Annotated in this window: 8 protein-coding genes; all 8 read right to left on the bottom strand. The window is 37.8% G+C overall.

Features of this window, described 5'->3' with window-relative positions:
• Positions 1 to 22: 22 nt before the first annotated feature.
• Positions 23 to 3343 (bottom strand): carbamoyl-phosphate synthase large subunit, encoded by a 3321-nt coding sequence (carB, locus tag CH364_RS05250; protein ID WP_100742512.1) that lies wholly within the window; start codon positions 3341 to 3343, stop codon positions 23 to 25.
• A 29-nt stretch (positions 3344 to 3372) separates the two neighbouring features.
• A complete protein-coding gene (locus tag CH364_RS05245; protein WP_100743426.1) occupies positions 3373 to 5631 on the bottom strand; it encodes a sulfatase family protein in 2259 nt (752 codons plus the stop codon).
• A gap of 41 nt (positions 5632 to 5672) precedes the next feature.
• Positions 5673 to 11273: an alpha-2-macroglobulin family protein gene (locus CH364_RS05240; RefSeq protein WP_100742511.1), complete on the bottom strand. Its 5601-nt coding sequence runs from the start codon at positions 11271 to 11273 to the stop codon at positions 5673 to 5675.
• 174 nt (positions 11274 to 11447) lie between these two features.
• On the bottom strand, positions 11448 to 12710 hold the full coding sequence (locus CH364_RS05235; RefSeq protein ID WP_100742510.1) for a porin: 1263 nt from the start codon (positions 12708 to 12710) through the stop codon (positions 11448 to 11450).
• Between the two features lie 124 nt (positions 12711 to 12834).
• Entirely contained in the window at positions 12835 to 13515 is a 681-nt protein-coding gene (locus CH364_RS05230) for a response regulator (protein WP_207762237.1), read from the bottom strand.
• An 18-nt stretch (positions 13516 to 13533) separates the two neighbouring features.
• Positions 13534 to 16107 (bottom strand): sensor histidine kinase, encoded by a 2574-nt coding sequence (locus tag CH364_RS05225; protein WP_100742508.1) that lies wholly within the window; start codon positions 16105 to 16107, stop codon positions 13534 to 13536.
• Positions 16100 to 16678: a potassium-transporting ATPase subunit C gene (locus CH364_RS05220; protein WP_100742507.1), complete on the bottom strand. Its 579-nt coding sequence runs from the start codon at positions 16676 to 16678 to the stop codon at positions 16100 to 16102. Before CH364_RS05220 ends, CH364_RS05225 begins: the two co-directional genes overlap by 8 nt.
• A complete protein-coding gene (gene kdpB, locus CH364_RS05215) occupies positions 16675 to 18729 on the bottom strand; it encodes a potassium-transporting ATPase subunit KdpB (RefSeq protein ID WP_100742506.1) in 2055 nt (684 codons plus the stop codon). Before kdpB ends, CH364_RS05220 begins: the two co-directional genes overlap by 4 nt.
• Positions 18730 to 18736 lie beyond the last annotated feature (7 nt).

The following is an 18736-nucleotide window of genomic DNA, read 5'->3' as shown; positions in this document are numbered from 1 at the left end:
AATCTCTAAATCCTTTTGTATTTTAATTTTTTTTATGTTTCGCGTGAATTTCCTGAAGGGAATTCACCGAAAATCCTTTATCTTTCATTTCTGCCAAACCGTGAATGAGTGCTTTTGCTGCTTGAGCAGTAGTCAAACAAGGCACTTTGTATTTAATCGCTGCTTGGCGAATCGTAAATGCATTCTCACGCGTGACTCTTGAGAGTGGCGTATTGATGATCAAATGGATTTTCTTTTCTTTAATATAATCAATCACGTTTGGAAAGTATCCATCGTAGATTTTGTTAATTTTACTAGAAAGAATTCCATTATCCGAAAGAAATTTATGTGTTCCTTCAGTGGCAATGATATTGTATCCTAAATTAGATAAAGACCTAACTGACTCCAACAGTTCTTTTTTCGTTTTATCGTTGATAGTCACAAAAACAGTTCCATGTTTAGGAGGTTCTTCTCCTGCCATAATCTGAGCTTTGACAAAGGCTTCTCCCTTGGTCATTGCAACACCCATTACTTCCCCAGTGGATCTCATCTCTGGACCAAGGATGGTATCAACACCTGGAAATTTACTAAAAGGCAATACTGCTTCTTTAACGGTAATCATAGGTGCAGAAAATCGTTTACCGAGTTGGAAAGATGACAAAGGTTCGCCTAACATAAGTCTTACGGCAATTTTTACAACCGGGATACCAATGGACTTTGCAACGAAAGGAACAGTTCTTGAAGCACGGGGATTAACTTCTAAAACATAAAGTGTTTCTTCTTTGATCGCATATTGTACGTTGATCAAACCCTTTACATCTAATTCCAAAGCTAAACGGTATGTTGCTTCTTCGATTTCTTGTAACATTCGTTGGGATATGGATTGAGGAGGTAAAACACAAGCCGAGTCACCGGAGTGAATCCCCGCTTCTTCAATATGTTCCATAATACCTGCTATAAATACATCCTTGCCATCACAAAGTGCATCCACATCCACTTCGATCGCATCTTGCAAAAAGGAATCCACAAGAAGTGGCCTATCTTCCGATACTTCTTCTGCTTCTTCCATATATCTATCAAGCTCTGACTCTTCGTTTACGATGAGCATAGCCCTTCCACCCAATACATAGGAAGGTCTGACTAAAACAGGATATCCAATTTTTTTTGCGATTTCCCTTGCTTTGTCTTTGGATGCCGCAATACCATTGTCAGGTGACTTTAAACTCAGTTTTTCCAATACTTCAGCAAAACGTTTACGATCTTCGGCTCGGTCAATGGAATCAGGACTTGTTCCCATAATTGGAACACCACGTTTCTCAAGAGCTTTTGCTAATTTTAAAGGAGTCTGTCCACCTAATTGAACAATCACACCATCAGGTTTTTCCTTTTTAAAAATTGCCATGACATCTTCAAGGCTTAATGGTTCAAAATACAATCTGTCAGAGGTATCATAATCTGTGGAAACGGTTTCTGGATTGGAGTTGACCATAATGGATTCTACTCCAGCTTCCTGTAACGAAAACGAAGCATGACAGCAGCAATAATCAAACTCAATTCCTTGTCCGATCCGGTTTGGACCACCACCAAGGATCATCACCTTCTTTTTCGAAGTAACGTCAGCTTCGTCCTCTTCATCGTAAGAAGAATACATATACGGTGTAAATGCTTCAAATTCTCCAGCACATGTATCAATTCTCTTATACACTGGATGGATATTTTTTTCTTCTAAATATTTTTCGATGGACTCTTCTTCTTCTCTAAGAGTTTTTTCTACTTTTGCTTTTGTGATTTCAATTGCCGCACCACTACGAACTTGTGCGAGGATTTGTTCTTCTTTCGAAAGGAAGGCAAGTTGGCGGTTTGAAAAACCTGATTTTTTCATCTCTTCGATGATTGCCTTTCCCTCTTTTCGAAATCTGTTTTCTAATTGGAACAATTCTTCGAATTGATAAAGAAACCATGGATCAATTTTACAAATTTCAAAAATTTCTTCGACACTCATTCCAAAATCAAATGCCATCTTCACATAAAAAATTCGTTTGTCTGTTGGACGTTTTACTTTAGCTGTTAACCAGGTTTTTCTTTCCTCTTTCGGAATAGACTCCCATTCTAAAAGTTCTTTTAAATAACCATCACTACCAAATCCAAAACGATCTGTTTCAAGTGATCTCAGTGCTTTTTGAAAACTTTCTTTGAAGTTACGACCAATGGCCATGGCTTCGCCAACAGCTTTCATCTGAACACCTAAGGTTGGATCAGAACCTGGGAATTTTTCAAAAGCGAATCTTGGAATTTTAGTCACAACATAATCAATGGAAGGTTCAAAACTTGCCGGTGTCACTCGAGTGATGTCATTTCTGATTTCATCTAAAGTGTAACCAATGGAAAGTAATGCGGCAATTTTTGCGATGGGAAAACCTGTAGCTTTCGATGCCAATGCAGAAGAACGTGAAACACGTGGATTCATCTCAATAACAATGACATCTCCGTTTTCTGGATTCACAGCAAATTGGATATTCGAACCACCGGTTTCCACTCCAATTTCCCGGATGATATCAATGGACATATCACGCAGTCTTTGGTATTCTTTATCACTTAGAGTTTGTTGAGGAGCAACTGTGATTGAATCCCCAGTATGGACACCCATTGGATCTAAGTTTTCAATAGAACAAATGATGACAACGTTGTCAGCGAGATCTCTCATCACTTCTAACTCAAACTCTTTCCAACCCATCACCGATTCTTCAACTAATACTTGTGAGATGGGAGATGCAGAAAGTCCTTTTTGAGCAATTTCTTCAAATTCAGATTCTTCGTAACATGTTCCACCGCCTGTTCCACCTAATGTGAATGCAGGTCTAATGATGATTGGATATCCAATTTCATCTTTTGCTTTTCTAGCTGCTTCCATGTCGGAAACCATAAACGATTTTGCAACACGAATTCCCAGTTTTTCCATCGCTAGTTTGAATAGTTCCCTATCCTCTGCTTTACGAATGGCATCAACCTTTGCACCAATTAACTCAACATTGTATTTTTCCAATACACCTTCGCGATGGAGTGCTAATGCTAAATTCAAAGCAGTTTGTCCACCTACTGTTGGTAAGATGGCATCTGGTTTTTCTTTTTTGATAATTTTTTCTAATACAGGGACTGTGAGTGGTTCGATATAGGTTGCATCAGCAAGATCGGGATCCGTCATAATGGTCGCCGGATTGGAATTTACGAGAATCACTCGTATCCCCTTTTCCCGAAGTGCCTTTGTGGCCTGGGTTCCGGAGTAGTCAAACTCACATGCCTGCCCGATGACGATAGGTCCGGATCCGATGATCAAAATTGATTTTAAGTCGTTACGTTGCGGCATAGTTTCCTCTTTTAATTTCCCATTTATATTTAGTTTTCATTGATATCAGATAAAGAACTTGGTATTAAATACTCTCCTGCGAGAGATGCGTCTTCCCATTGAATCACAGTTTGATACAACATGTCTTTCATTTTTACTGCCATGGGGTGGTTCGGATAAAGATTCTTTGTGTTTAAAGGATCTTTTTTACGGTCATACAATTCAAAAATCACACCTTGGCGGGTTGGAATATAAATTAGTTTGTAATTGGAATTTTGAACAGACCTATGTTTTGAAAAAGCAATGGTTTCTCTATATATTGGATCTGTGATCATAATTTGGTAATCTTGTTCGGGGACCACTTGGTGAAGAGAAAGGATGTTTGGATAAGGGATTCTCTGTTTTTGAAAAAAATGATCCCCTGCATCAGAAAACCAAATTCCAGTTTCCGCATAAACCAAACGGTCATCTTCCCAATTTGATTTTCCTATCGTTGGCAATAACGACCTACCAGGAAACTTTTGTTTGGTGGCAATATTGAGATAATCCATAAGAGTTGGATAGATATCAATACTGGATGTAATTCCAGTAAATTGTTGGTTTGGTTTTATCGAATTTGTTGATTTAGGAAATTTAATAAGGAGAGGGACATGTGTCACGGCTTCCCCACGTAAATGTTCTCCATGCCCTTGGCCATGGACATCTTCATACAAGGCTTCCCCGTGGTCAGCTGTCAGTATAATAATGGCCTCATCATAGATCCCTTTGTCTTTTAAATCAGAAATGATATCTCCAAATTCAGAATCAAAGGCAAATACAGCACTGTCAAACAATCCCCGAATTTGTTTTATTTCTTCTTCATCGGGAGTAGTAGAGTTTGTTGGATCTACAAACTTTAAATATTTATACTTACCGTAATAATTTGGGTCGGTAAAAGTTTTATAATATGGGTAAGCCGGTGTGTAAGGGAAATGAATGACACTAGAAAAGTAGGTCACAGAGAATGAATCCTGCCCTTCTCGATTGAGAACCGATCGGAATCGGTCTAAAATACGACTCCCATCTCCCCAAGTGGACAATCCATCCATTTCTTCCAGATACTTCCTACCAGAGAACCAAGACCCTGTAAGAAAAGGCATTAGGAAAAGTTGTGATTCAGCTGTCCGCTGAACTGTCATAATACGAGCATTAAAATTTGGCGCAAGGACCTCATCAAATCCAAAGTTTGCTCGGGGGAAAATATCAGCGGCAAAACTTCCGATCGCATAACTACGGTATCCAATTTCTTTTAACTTTTGTTGGATTGTGGAAAAAGCTCGCGATCCGATTCGTTGTTTTTCTTCAGGTGAAGGAAACATATCCCGAACCTTATGACTCATAGAATATTGACCGGTGAGTAAATCTGCCCAACTGGGGAAGGTGCGAGGAATGGTTGTATGATGGTCATGAAATACAATACTATCATTGGAAAACAAATCGATGTTAGGAGTGATACTTTTTCCATTGAGTTTGAAGCCTATTCGATCGTAACGTAAGGAATCTGCTGCGATAATAAAAATAGGAGGTTTGCCTTTTGATTCAGTGCGAGTGAATGCCTCAATCCTTGTCCAAATACTGGGAATCAAATAAAGAAAAAGAAACAAAAGGATGGCAAATCCATAAGACTGGACATGTATTTTTTGATAGTGTTTACCTTGCCAAAAAAGAATCGCAAAATAAAAAATCCCTACCATATAATAACCAGATGCATGTAATAACCCAAGGGCTAACACATGTAACAAGGCAAATAAACTTTCTTTGGTTTTGTACAGATAAATCTGCCGAAAAAGAACTGAGGCAAATCCCAAAATAAGAATTCCGAGTACCAAACTGAAATATCCAGGTTTTGTATGATCTGTTAAAAAATATAAAAACGGTGCGAAGGAAGGATAACGGAAAAAAAAGAACTCACCATAAATTTGTGGGAAACTCACCATCGAATGTAGTAAAGCCAAACATTCAATCAAAACCACCCAACCCGATAATTCATACCAAGGAACATTAGGTCGTTTCAGGAAATGGTAAGTTAAATAAACCAATGAAAAGAGAGTTAGGTGCAAAAAAAGAGAAACTGAAAAAACTTTGAATGTTGTCGAAAGGTAAACCCCAAAAAAAGCACCTAAATACTGTTTGAGGAAGTCACCTACATCAACTCCCATAATGGTAAAACTAGTATTAAAGATTAAAAAAAATAGATAAAAAAAAACGGTAAACCAAATGGTAATTTTAAGGATTCGGATGGGGAAAAGAGGGGCTTGGTTCGGACCCATTAGAGTCATAATTCCAGGCCCTCTTTATCCGTAAACTTTTCCTAGTCCAAATTTTCCGAAATCCTCACAGTTTCATTCGGCCATTCCGCATGGGTTTCAGGAGAATACATGGCCTCTACCCGGGTGGCAGGCAATCGGAACGTTCCCGTATGGTTCAAACGGAAAGTGTGTTCTAGGGTATGAGTGCCTTTGGGCAGGTATTCAAAATACGCTCTGTACTGAGAAAGGGTCTTTTCTTCAAAACTCAAATAATAAGAGGAATCGCTTGAATTAGAATCTTGTTTGATGATTGACTCCCGGCCAAATCCTCGACCCAAAGGTAACGATCCTGGTGGGATCGGGTCTTCCACAACCACCCAAGTTTTGTCGGAATCCGCTTGGATTTCAATGGTAACTCGAATGGTATCTCCTTTCGATAAAACTCCCGGTTTGGCTACCTGCATTGGTTCCCAAGTTCGTTTCAATCGGTAACCACTTGAGATTGGCGCTTTTAATGGAAGAATGGATTTGACTGACCATTCCACCCATGGTTTTCCTTTTCCATCATAACTGACGGATACAGATTCCGGAATCGTCCCAATGGCTTGGGCCACCGTCTGTTTTCCGTTAGGCTCTAAACTAAAAGATTCTTTTGTTGATTGGATTTTTAATTTTCCACCTGACACTTTCTCTGATTCTAAAACTTTACTCACACGGTCAAAAACCAAAATGGAATACGCATTTCCAAGAGTTGTATCGTAACTTCCTTTTTTTTGCATTTTAACAAAGGCTTTAATAAGGCGCGGCATATCTTTTTTATAACTTGGTTCCGAAAATGACCATAACAAAAGTTTTGCCATAGTATAATCTCGGCTTCCCAAAATCCACCAAGGATTGGTAAAACCAGAATCTGCAACAATGAGTTCTGTACCTTGAATATTTAGCCTTGATCGCAAAATACTTGCCAGGCGAGATTTTACGGAACTATCTCCCCCATTCACCCTTCCCCAAATTTCGGAAAGATCGATAAGAGAGGCTGTCGGTAAAAATTCTAATCCTTCAAAAATTGGTCTTACCTGTTCCCATTCATATGTTTGGTATCTTGTGAGAGCTTCCCAAACAATGATTTTTCGAACGATCGAATCGGCACCAAACTTGTATCTCTCCCCTTTCACACGGCCTTCCAAATAACCTTGTAAACCAAGGAGCATCCTTCCCAATGTTTCCTCTGGGATTTTTTTGTTTGCCAATTGAGCCGAAGTTAATACGTAAGCCGTTAGAATTTCGCTTCCATTTTCCATTCTCGCAAAATATTTCACAAGACCATCATAATCCAAAAAGGAATTTAAATCAGAGAATACATCATTCCACATTGACTCGGATTTGAGACCAATGGCTTTTGAAACTCGTTGTTCCATACAATAGTAAGGATAATTCTGAAAATAAGTTTGGATTCCAGAAAGGCTTGTCAAAATTGTAGGAGAAGCCTTCCATACCATCTTACCAGAGTTTGGTTGTGATCCATCAGGAACTTGTACTGATTCTTTAATAGGTGATTCATATAAAAAAAGTCCGGCCTGGTAAACCCTTTCTGAGTCCACAGGCAAAACCGTCTGTTCCACTGATAATTGGTCAAGGACAGTTCCATTGGGTGAAGAAACTTCTAAATTAAACTTCCGTTTGGTGGTATTTTCTGGAACGGTTAAATCCCAAAACACCACCTTAGTTTCGCCAGAACCCAAAATGGCAGACTTTGTTTCTAAATCTTCCTTTGTTTCTGTTCCATTTTTTATATCTGTGACAGACAATCGCAATCTTAGTTGTTCTTTATTTTCCCCGGCATTACGAAGAGTTAGCTCATGGCGAAGAGTATCACCCAACCTAACCACTGGTGGGATTCCAGAGAAGGATTGAATTTTTTGTGTGGTTTGGATTTTGGCCATACCAGTTCCAAATTCTTTGACACCCGAGGTGGCAACGGCAACAATTCGAAAACTGGTAAGAGAATCATTTAGAGGAAAACTAAATTTATATTTTCCATCCTTTCCAACAATCGCCTTTCCTTTCCAATAAACTAAAGTATCAAATAGAGACCGAGTGGATTGTTTTCCTCCACCTCCTCCTTCGGGTTTTGCTTTTAGACCAAAATGACGTTTTCCAATGATCTGCGATTGTGCCGTGGAAGTTCCGACAGAATGCGGCCTTGTTCCCATCATTGTATCCAATAAATTCCAAGTTGGATTAGGCGAAAGTTCCAGAAGTGCTTCATCCACAACGGCAAGAGTAACCTCGGTAGAATCAACAGGCACTTTTCCATCAGAAGTTTTAATCTCTAACTCCACATTAGCTGTTTCTCTTACTTGATAAAGTTTTTTCTCTGGATTGACAGAAACGGACAAAGTGTACGGTTTTGAACCCACTTTTAACATGGTGAGACCCAAACGATATCCAGGTTTTGCTAAATCCACTAGTCCCGTCGGTTTTGGATCACCTACCCTACCTCTAACTAACAATACCGAGATAAAAACATTCGGTGCATATTCCTTTTTAATAGGAATCGAAACCACTGGATCTTTTCCTGATACTTGTGTCACAAAATAATCCAACACACCTTCTCTTTCTAAACTAACAAGAGCAGTTGCTTCCCGGAAAGGAGAACGAATTTGTACTTTGATGTTTTCTCCGACATCGACACTCCGTTTTTCAGGTAAAATGTCCATACGATTGTGATCGCTGACATCAAACCATGCTTCTTGTTTGGAACTGACCCAAACACTATATCCAGAATTTGTAAGATTCCCTTTCGTATCTTTGGTTTCAGCAAGGAAAACAATATCACCCACAGCAGGAGATTTTCCTTCACAAATCAAAATGCCTTTAGAATCTGTTTTCCCTTCGCAAAATTCTCCAAGTTTTGTGACTTCCTCATAATGTTCATAAGCATAAAATCCACCAACAAGGCGTTTGCGATTGGAATAAAATTCTCTTTTATAAGCAGTCACTTTAATTTTTTGAGATGGTAGGATTTTATCTTTTGAATCAAGAGCCACTAACTGTAGCTTTACGGTATCTTCTGTAAAAAGCCAACCATCAGGTAAAATACCTAAATGTACTTCCGCAGGAGAGACCGGAAAACTTCTGGAAACAGTTTGAATTTCTCCTGAAGGATCTGCATATTCCATTTCCACTTGAAATTTTCCATAACCTGGAATTGGTTTTAAACCACCAAAGGTATATTGTAAAAATCCTTTTTCATCAGTTTTTAAAGCAGTGGATAAAACTGTAGGTTTTGATTCTTCTACTTCCTCTTCTTCATAACCACTCACCTTCCATTTTCCTTCTTTTAAGGTTTCGGGTGAAAAAGAAAATGCAGAGTATTCTTCTTTGGGAGAATAAAAACTTGGAACCACTTGGGAACGAATTTTTACAGGAAATTGAGAAGCCCCACCTCCAGACAAATACTCCAACCCAAATAAAACTTTGGATTCCTTAGGTGAGACTAACTCTTGTTTATCTCCATATAATTGGATATTTCCTTTGACCACGGGGAGGCGAAATTCTTCCACACGAAATTGAGTGATTGTTTCTCCATAACTGGAATCTTCATTTGAATAAGGATAATAAACAATATATACTCCATGTTTTGCCGTTTTTGGAATTTTGAATTCCGATTCTGCCTGTCCAGGAAAAGACCATACCAATGGCAATGGATATGCCTCTCCCGAACCTTCATGTTTGATGATTACCTGCTCGGGATTGTCTTTTGGTTCGGCTGGAGTGAGCCCTTTGTTTCCAAACCCACGACGAACATGTTTTAGATGAACGGTCTCCCCTTTTTTAAATAAGGTTCTATCTAAAACAATGGATTTGATTTCTTTGGAATGACCTGTAGTCACACTTGGAAGTTGGTAACGCCAACTTTCAATCCCTTTGTCCCATGTGCTTGAAGTAAAACTAATATCATCATTTTTTTGAACAAAAATGGTAAGTCCTGAACCTAACTCATGATAACCGCAATAAGGAACATCTTGGAAGTTTAAATTTCCAAAAAGCATTGTCCCGTCTTTTCCTGTGATTCCAGCTCCTCGTAAATTTCCCTTACAATCCAAGATTTTAATTTGGACTCCTGCTTCCGGAAGACCTTGGTCAAGGTTTGTCACCCAAACAAGACTTGTGTCCTTTCCCCATTTAAAATGTGCGGAAAGGTTTGTGACAAGTGCAGCACTTGATACATACATCTTCCCTTTTTTTTCAAGAAGGCTATTTCCAAGAATGTCACTGGCAAGTTCGACTACATAAAAACCGGGAGTCTCCAATGGAATTCCCACCACTTCCATCGGTTTTTTACCATTAGGTTTCGGAAGTGTGAAAGAAGAAATACCTGCAGCCGTCGGTGGATTTTGAAAAACAGATTGTTCTCTTTCTCTCGATGATAAAATTTGAAACCATTTTTGGATTTCTAAAATATCCATTGTTTTTTGGGTTTTTCCACCGACACCGAGAGAGACGGATTTTAAAGGTAAATTTGCTTCTAAATTTCGAAGTGTGACAGGTAACGCTGGTTTGGCTTTTGATTCTAAAATTCCAAATTTGGCACCAAACTTTGCAAGAGGTGGAAACTCGTCTGTCTTAAACTTCAATGGAAAGGAAGCCTGGTTCGATAAACTTCTATTCGTTTCATCTTCAAGTTCAGGCAAACGAATTTCAAATTCAGTATTTTCGGGAAAGGGTCCAGGAAAACTTACCCATTCATAAAACTCATTTCCTTTTTCTGTAAAAGGAGACATGGGGTATTCTTTTCCATCCTTAGAAACTAGTTTTATTTTTTGTAAACTAGACCGGGATACCGCCGAACTAAAAGAAAGTGATACAGGAAGGATGGGTATACAATCGGCTTTTGCATTCACACGTTCACAGCTGAAACGTACAGAAAATACAGGTCTAACTGTAAAAGAAAGGACCTCTTCCTCACGGATCTCGCCACCCCAAATGGATTTTGTTCCCTTACCTAGTACCAATTGGATTTGTTTATCTGGTAGAAAGGTTTGTTTGGATTTTAAAAGGATCGTTTCTTCTTTGTCTGCATCACCAGTTGATTTTAAAATTGCTTTCCGCTCGGATCCCGTCACAAGAACAATCGGAATTCGATTTCCTAATTCTTCGGAACGGAAATATACAAACTTTTGAAACGAAGTTATGTCAGGCTTCGCATCTAAATGCAAAACAAAAATTTGGTCTTCTGTGATGGAGGAACCTTGGTAAGGAGAAGAATATTGGACAGAAGGCCCACCTGTATGAAAGGAAAATTTACGTTCCCCAAGGACTACTTCACCACTTAGAGTTTTTGTTCCCTCTTTCAATTGAAAGGAACACTCCACACCACCAGGAAGTTCTTTTTCGAATTCGTAAACCCAAGTTGTGGAATCTAAAAAACGACTGGTTCCTACGAGCGGGCACTGGACCTGGAAGATGTCAATTTTCGGTCGGATGTCACCGAGAGCGACCATGGGTTTTGTGAACCGAACGGTCACTTGTTTGGGCTGTTTGACAAACCCATTTGGAGTGAAAAATTCTATGGAAGCAGGTTGGGTTTGGCTGAAATCAGATCGAACGAAACCAAGGATTAGGAGAAAAAGGATAGCATAACGAAACCGAAAGAACATGGAGAGAATTTAGGAAAAGGAATCGGTTTGGAAAGAAAAAAAAGAAAATCAGGGATACTAACCCCTCCCTGCGGGTATCATAAGGAGAAACATCTATGAACACAACTTAGACCCTGGTGGGTAAAAAAGGTTCTGTTTTTATCCGGTATCCAGTCAAAAAATAAGTTCGTTCCCTCAAAATTTGATAGAAAATGCCAAAAGGAAAAAATCTTCCTTCTTGGAAGTAGAAGAATCATGATAGGCAAAAACAGAATCTGCTGACCTTCGATAAACATATTCAAATCGAATTAAACCTGGATCATAGGATAGAATATCAAAAGTAGTTGTATATCCGTTCGACATAAATCCATTTCGAGTGCCAGTGTTAACCATAACTTGTAATGGATCGTAAAAACGTTCTATTCGGAAACTCAAACGATACTCTGGTGATAATTTAAAACATAGCCAAAATGTTCCATGATACCATTGTCGATAGGCATTGGAAGAAGTTTCTCGGTAATCCCCCAAACTTGGATCAAAGGCAGCTAACCAAGGTTCGTAAATAAAACTTTGTTTTGCCTTTTGTATGCCAATATCAAACTGTCCTACCAAACTAATTTGATCAGAAAACATCCATTCCAAAATTGTATTCTGATAGTATCGCATTTGTTTTCTTTCATTATTTGGTGCCTCATTTCCCGCGAATTGATTCAGAGTCAATGTTAAGTTTGGACTAAACAAATATTTGATCTGACTTCCAAATGCCTTGTCCTTATTATTGTCAGTGATGTTTTGCCAGCCATTTAACACCTGCAATTGACCACTTAGTTTGTTTGAAAACTGATGCATCAATCGAACACCCGATGAATAATATGGAACGTAATCCAAAGCAAAGGCACGAGTATAATTAATGTTGTTTTGGGAAATCCAAGACTCATGCCCTATGTTTCCAAAGAATATTCCAGCATCCAACCAAGTATCTTTTCCTATTTTAAATCCAGTATATGCTTCTTGGATATTTTTAACGGAGTTTTGATTGGAAAATTTTTCTGTAGAAATTTCGCCCGCATAATTTGCATTTACCGAAGTTCCCCACTGAAAGGCCAACCTTCCTCTATATTTTTTCTCTTCTACTTTTGCTTCAACATAAGCCAAGTTAATATTAAATTCATTATTTCTTACTGCTTGGGTCGTAAAATTTCTTTCGGTATCCTTTGGCAGGTTACGATTGTATAGATAATATGAATCCACAAATCCACCAAACTGGACAACATTAGGCAGGGTATTTGTTTTCGAAGTGGAATCAGGGTTCTCTTTTTTTTCGATGAATTGATTTTCTTCCGCAAGAATCGGATTAAATAACCCCCAAGATACAAAAAACAAAATCCTGATGTGCACTCTTAAACTTGGGAACCATCTGCTTATGATGTTTGAAAAAACATTAAATTGATCTAACATATTAAAATCAATTTAGCATTTTTTTATCTTCTCTACAATGTTTAAGGAATTATCTTTCCTGAATTTACGTTAAGAACTTATTAAGATAAATCAGATAAAAACAAATTAAATATTTATGACTAAGTTATTGAGTAACCCAACGATAACCAACACCAGGTTCAGTTATCAAAAACTTTGGATCACTTGGCGAATCTTCAATTTTTTTACGAAGTTGAGTGATATGAACTCTGAGCGAATTCATTTCATTTAATGCTTGGTCTCCCCAAATCATTTTAATCAAAACATCATGAGTGATTACTTTTCCTGAATTTTTAATTAATAATGTAAGGATTTGAAATTCTGTTGGGGTCAACCGAATTTGATTCTGATTTTTAATCACTTGGTAGTTTACAAAATCAACGATTAAACTTTCTTTTTCCCAATTGGATGGTGTTTCTTCTATGGGGAGCCTGCGCAAAGCAGTGCGAATCCTTGCCAGTAACTCACCCATACTAAATGGTTTGGTAATATAATCATCTGCGCCTGAATCGAGTAATGCGATTTTATCTTCCTCAGAACTCATAACGGACAAAACTATAAAAGGAACTTCTGAAAAAGTGCGAACGTTTTTGATAACCTCTAAGCCAGTTCCATCAGGAAGCTGTAAGTCTAGTAACACTAATTTTGGTGAATTAAGAGCGATGGATTCAATCGCCTCTTTTTTAGAGATTGCCTCTAAAGTCCTGTATCCTTTGGCTTCCAAGGCAATACGTAACATCTTGCGAATGGCACTGTCGTCATCGACTAAAAGAATCAAATCCTTCACCATATACATTCTTTCTTATTATGAAATTGGGATGTCAATGAGAAACCTCGCACCTCCCTCACTTCGGTTGGTCGCTTCAATATTCCCACCATGTAACTCGACGATAGACTTAGTAATTGCAAGACCAAGTCCAGTTCCAATTTTACCAGAAGATTCTCCCCTATAGAATTTCTGAAAAATCCTAGAAGAATCCTGAGGGAGACCATTCCCATTGTCTTCCACAATCCACCGAAATGTATTTTCAGTTTTAGCAAGTGAAATCCAAACAGTAGAACCTTGTGGGGTATACATACATGCGTTGTAGAGTAAATTAAAAATAGCATGCGAAAAGAGCACTCGGTCAAGTTCAACAGGAGAATCCAAACCATTTAACTGAATTTCTATCAAATGATTTGTTTTATTTTTTCCTAAATAAGATATAGAATCGTGAATGATCTCTGATGGGAATACCTTTTCCTTTTTCAAAGTCAAATACCCTGACTCAATGCGGCTAATGTCCAACAAATTTCCTAAAAGTAAATTTAATACCAAGGAACTTTCCTGGATTTCCTCGATTAGATCTTTTCTTACATTTGCATCAGCATCAATTTCTGGGTCGAGTAGAGCAGAAGCAGAACCTTGAATGGATGTGAGGGGAGTTTTTAATTCATGTGATAAGGAATTAAAAATTAGGTTGTATAACTTTTCGGATTCCTTTAATAGAAAATTTTTTCTAGAATCTTCCGAAAGTATATCCCGATCCAATGCTAAGGCAACTTGATTTGCCACAGTATTCAAAAGGATTTCCTTTTCCAAACTTGGCTCTTCAGATGAAATTACATTGATGACACCCGTAATGCCTCCGGGCGAAACTAACGGATAAAAAGTTGCATTGGCAAGAGATAAAGTTTCGGTATATTTACCTGCAGGTTTTCCATTTTTAATCGTCCAAGTTGCCACAGCCAGGTCTTTTACATCCTCAATGGCAGGAGTAAACTCACCCCCTTGGTAAAAATGAAGTTTTACTGGAAAAGGAAAAATTCGTTTAAAAAATGATTCACCAGTTTTTATAATTTCTGGTGCAGTTGAAGTTTTGGAAAGATTTCGTGTGAGCTCATAAAGAATAGAAAGTTTTTCTTCTCGTGACCTTAGTTTTGATTCGTTTTTCTTAAGCCTTGCCGTCAAACTTCCATTAATTAGAGCAATTAACATAAAAATCACAAACATCAAAGCATCTTCTAACTTCGATATATAAAAAGTATAAAGAGGTGGAATGAACAAAAAATTCCAAAAAGATGCGGAAAGTATTGCCGCAAGTAAAACTGGCCCTCTACTAAAAAACATTCCTAGCAATGCCACGTAAAATAAATATAAAATCGATATAGTCCAATACCCTATATAGGATATCAAAAGTTGATTACAAAATGTAACAATTGAGGTTAATGCAAATACAGAAATATATTGCCGAATTCCAGAAGAAGGGATTAATTTTTTATAAAAATCAAATTGGTATTTATGATCATCTAAATAAGGAACTACTATAATTTCCACATTACGAAGTTGTTTGATGATTTCATATGGGATGTTTTTCTGAAAAAAATTTGAAAAAAAAGTTTTTCTGGATCCGCCAACAACCAGGCGATTGATTCGTTTTTCTTCTGCTATCGCAATGATTCCTGCCACTGGATCCGATTCGAAAGAATGAATCACTTCCGCACCAAGTTCCTTTGCAAATCGAATATGAGCACGAATGAAATTTGCCGCTTCTACACTTTTGTCTTCTTCATTTTCAGAAAAAAATGCATACAGCTCCGAATTTCGCTCTAATGCCAATCTTTTTGCATATCTAAGTAGTGTTTTTGAATGTGGACTTGCAGAGATTGCAACCATTACCCGCTCTCGTCCTTGTGGCATTCTTTTTTCAACGTATTTTGCTGTGTATGATAAAGATAATTCTCTAAGAAAGGTTAAATTTTCCTTACGGAAAAAATTTTCTTTTGCAGACATTATTTTTTCAGGAACATATACCTTTCCCTCTGACAATCTTTTCAACAATTCATCTGGTATAATATCGATTAATACAAGTTCGTCTGCTCTTTCGAGAATGTTATCGGGAATCGTTTCTTTGACCGGGCTTTGGATTATTTTTTCAATAGAATCTACCTGGCTTTCTAAATGTTGTACGTTAACAGTAGACAATACATTGATGCCTGCTTCTAATAATAGAAATACATCCTGGTATCTTTTTTTATTTAACGAACCAGGAATATTGGTATGTGCCAATTCATCAACAAGTACATAACTTGGTCTTTCTTTTAAGATACTTTCGACATCCATTTCCTCCCATATCTTTCCTCGATAATCAATTTTTTTGAGTGGTATCCAATTTAGTCCCTCAATCAAAGCCTTTGTCTCATCTCTCCCGTGACTTTCAACAATCCCAATTCTCACATCCTCACCTTCAGCTTTTAAGTGATGTGCTTCGGTTAACATTGAATAAGTTTTCCCAACTCCAGGTGACATTCCGAAATAAACTTTCAAAATACCTCGTTTTTTTGATTCTTCCTGGTTTGCTATTGAAAGAAAATCTTCCGGACGTTTTCCTTCATTCATGACTCAATTGTTTCCAGGAAATATTTAATTTAGTAACATTCACTCGTTCACTTCCAATCATTCCAAATAAAGGATACTCTGTATTTTGGTGAATCAACTCATTTAAAGTTTCGATAGGAATCTTAAACCGGCGATGAAGTGATAAAGCTTGTTCATACGCACAATTCAATGAAATATGTGGATCGAGCCCAGAACCAGAACTATACAATAGTTCGGGACAACGTTCGTGACGAATTCCCAAATCCGCTAAAACATATTTTCTTTGTTCTGTTAATGTTTTTAAATCTAAACTAGAAGGGCTTAAATTGGAGGCCCCACTCGGTATTTTATTGTAATCATTTGCACTTGGTCGATACATAAACAGCGAATTTGAATTTACTTTTTGAGCTAAAAGTTCTGAACCAAGTATCTTACCATCAATAAGAACCAAACTTCCATTTGCTTTCTCACGAAAAAACAAATTTGCAATACCAGTCACTGTCATTGGGTAAATAAAACCAAATACCAATAAAGATATAAACATAAATCGAATGGAAATTTCCCATTGGTTTGATGTTTCACTTTTCTTCATAAATAACCTCCAGAAATAATTAAGTCAATGAGTTTGATTCCTAAAAATGGGAAAACAATTCCGCCTCCGCCATAGAGAAGGAAATTTCGTAATAAAGCGGAATCAGGAGATTTAGGAACATATTTCACCCCTCTAAGAGAAAGTGGGATCAGTGCGGGGATCACAAGAGCATTAAAAATCACTGCAGATAGAATAGCATGATCTGGGCTCGATAAGTGCATAACATTGAGTGGTGCTAATGGCAAAAACAATGCAGGTAGGATAGCAAAGTATTTTGCGATATCATTGGCGATACTAAACGTAGTGAGTGCACCTCTTGTCATTAGGAGTTGTTTCCCAATTTCAACTATTTCAATGAGTTTACTTGGGTTACTATCTAAATCGATCATATTACCCGCTTCCCTTGCTGTTTGAGTACCTGTATTCATAGCAACTCCAACATCGGATTGAGCAAGAGCAGGTGCATCATTTGTCCCATCGCCAATCATAGCCACCAAATATCCGTTTGCTTGTTCTTCTCGAATTCTTTTTAACTTTGCCTCGGGAGTGGCCTCTGCAATAAAATCATCTACTCCTGCTTCAGCTGCAATTGCGGCGGCTGTCAAAGGATTGTCTCCTGTGATCATCACAGTACGAATGCCCATCCTTCTTAAGGTTATAAACCTTTCTTTTAATCCTCCTTTTACAATATCTTTAAGTTCGATAATGCCCAGAAGTTTGCTTCCATCCGCAACAAAAATTGGAGTGCTACCTTTTTTAGAAACTTCATCTGAAATCATTTGCATCGTCGGAGGAATTGTTCCACCTAATGATTCAACATATTTTCGAATGGCATCCGATGCTCCTTTCCTTATATTACGAACTAACCTTCCATTTTCATAAATTTCGACTCCACTCATTCTTGTTGAAGCTGAAAAGGGTATCCAATTCACATCCAATGATTTTAAATTTCTTTCTCGGATCGCAAACTTTTGTTTGGCGAGAACTACAATCGATCTCCCCTCAGGTGTTTCATCTGAAAGCGAAGAGAGTTGGCTTGCATCAGCCAATTCTTCCTCAGTAACCCCAACAGAAGGGAAAAAATGATGAGCTTCTCTATTTCCTAATGTAATCGTACCTGTTTTATCTAATAACAACACATGAATGTCTCCAGCGGCTTCCACTGCCTTTCCACTCTTCGCAATGACATTACATCGAATCAATCTTTCCATTCCAGAAATTCCGATCGCACTTAGAAGTGCAGCAATTGTTGTAGGAATCAAACAAACAAATAAAGCCAACCAAACCGAAAAATCAAAATTCCAATTTTGACCAATCTGTTTACCAACAAAATTTGCAATCGGAATCATCGAAATTACTGCTAAAAAGAATAAAATTGTAAGTGCGAATAAAACAATTCCTAAGGCAATTTCATTGGGAGTTTTTTGTCGCGTTGCTCCTTCAATCATAGTAATCATTTTATCCAAAAAACTTTCGCCAGGTTTTGTTGTGATTTTAATATATAGATGATCAGAGATCACTCTAGTCCCTCCAGTCACTGCCGATCGATCGCCACCACTTTCACGAATGACGGGAGCTGACTCACCTGTTACCGCAGATTCGTCAACGCTGGCAATTCCTAAAACAACATCGCCGTCACAAGGAATCACATCTCCTGCTTTGACAAAAACGATATCCCCAACTTTCAACTCACTGGATATGATCTCTGTAAAATTCAGATCTCCAATCGAATCCACTTTTTTAGCGATTGTTTTGGTTCTAGTTTTTCGCAAACTATCGGCTCTCGCCTTACCTCTGCCTTCAGCAATACTTTCTGCAAAGTTTGCAAAAAATAAGGTAATTACCAACCAAATGAAAATAGGAATTTCATTTTGAAATTCAATCCCCGAAACTAAATAATACAAAATTTGGATGAGTAAGATGAATGTTCCAATCCAAACAGTCGCCATAACAGGATTGGAAAATGCATATTTTGGAAAAAACTTTTGAATTGCACCATAGATTGATGCCTTCAACATTTCTAATGAAATAATTTTTTTAGAATTTAACATATATTCC

Origin of the sequence: Leptospira harrisiae (genome assembly GCF_002811945.1) — a bacterium.
GTDB classification, from domain to species: Bacteria; Spirochaetota; Leptospiria; order Leptospirales; family Leptospiraceae; genus Leptospira_A; species Leptospira_A harrisiae.
The sequence above is the reverse complement of the archived record's forward strand: the minus strand, read 5'-3'. Positions and strand labels throughout refer to the sequence as shown.

What these genes read in the sequence shown, in the direction of transcription:
- CH364_RS05225 (WP_100742508.1), bottom strand. Translation starts at nt 16,107, where the DNA reads ATGAATGAAGGAAAACGTCCGGAAGATTTTCTTTCAATAGCAAACCAG.
- CH364_RS05220 (WP_100742507.1), bottom strand. Translation starts at nt 16,678, where the DNA reads ATGAAGAAAAGTGAAACATCAAACCAATGGGAAATTTCCATTCGATTT.
- CH364_RS05245 (WP_100743426.1), bottom strand. Translation starts at nt 5,631, where the DNA reads ATGGGTCCGAACCAAGCCCCTCTTTTCCCCATCCGAATCCTTAAAATT.
- kdpB (WP_100742506.1), bottom strand. Translation starts at nt 18,729, where the DNA reads ATGTTAAATTCTAAAAAAATTATTTCATTAGAAATGTTGAAGGCATCA.
- CH364_RS05235 (WP_100742510.1), bottom strand. Translation starts at nt 12,710, where the DNA reads ATGTTAGATCAATTTAATGTTTTTTCAAACATCATAAGCAGATGGTTC.
- CH364_RS05240 (WP_100742511.1), bottom strand. Translation starts at nt 11,273, where the DNA reads ATGTTCTTTCGGTTTCGTTATGCTATCCTTTTTCTCCTAATCCTTGGT.
- carB (WP_100742512.1), bottom strand. Translation starts at nt 3,343, where the DNA reads ATGCCGCAACGTAACGACTTAAAATCAATTTTGATCATCGGATCCGGA.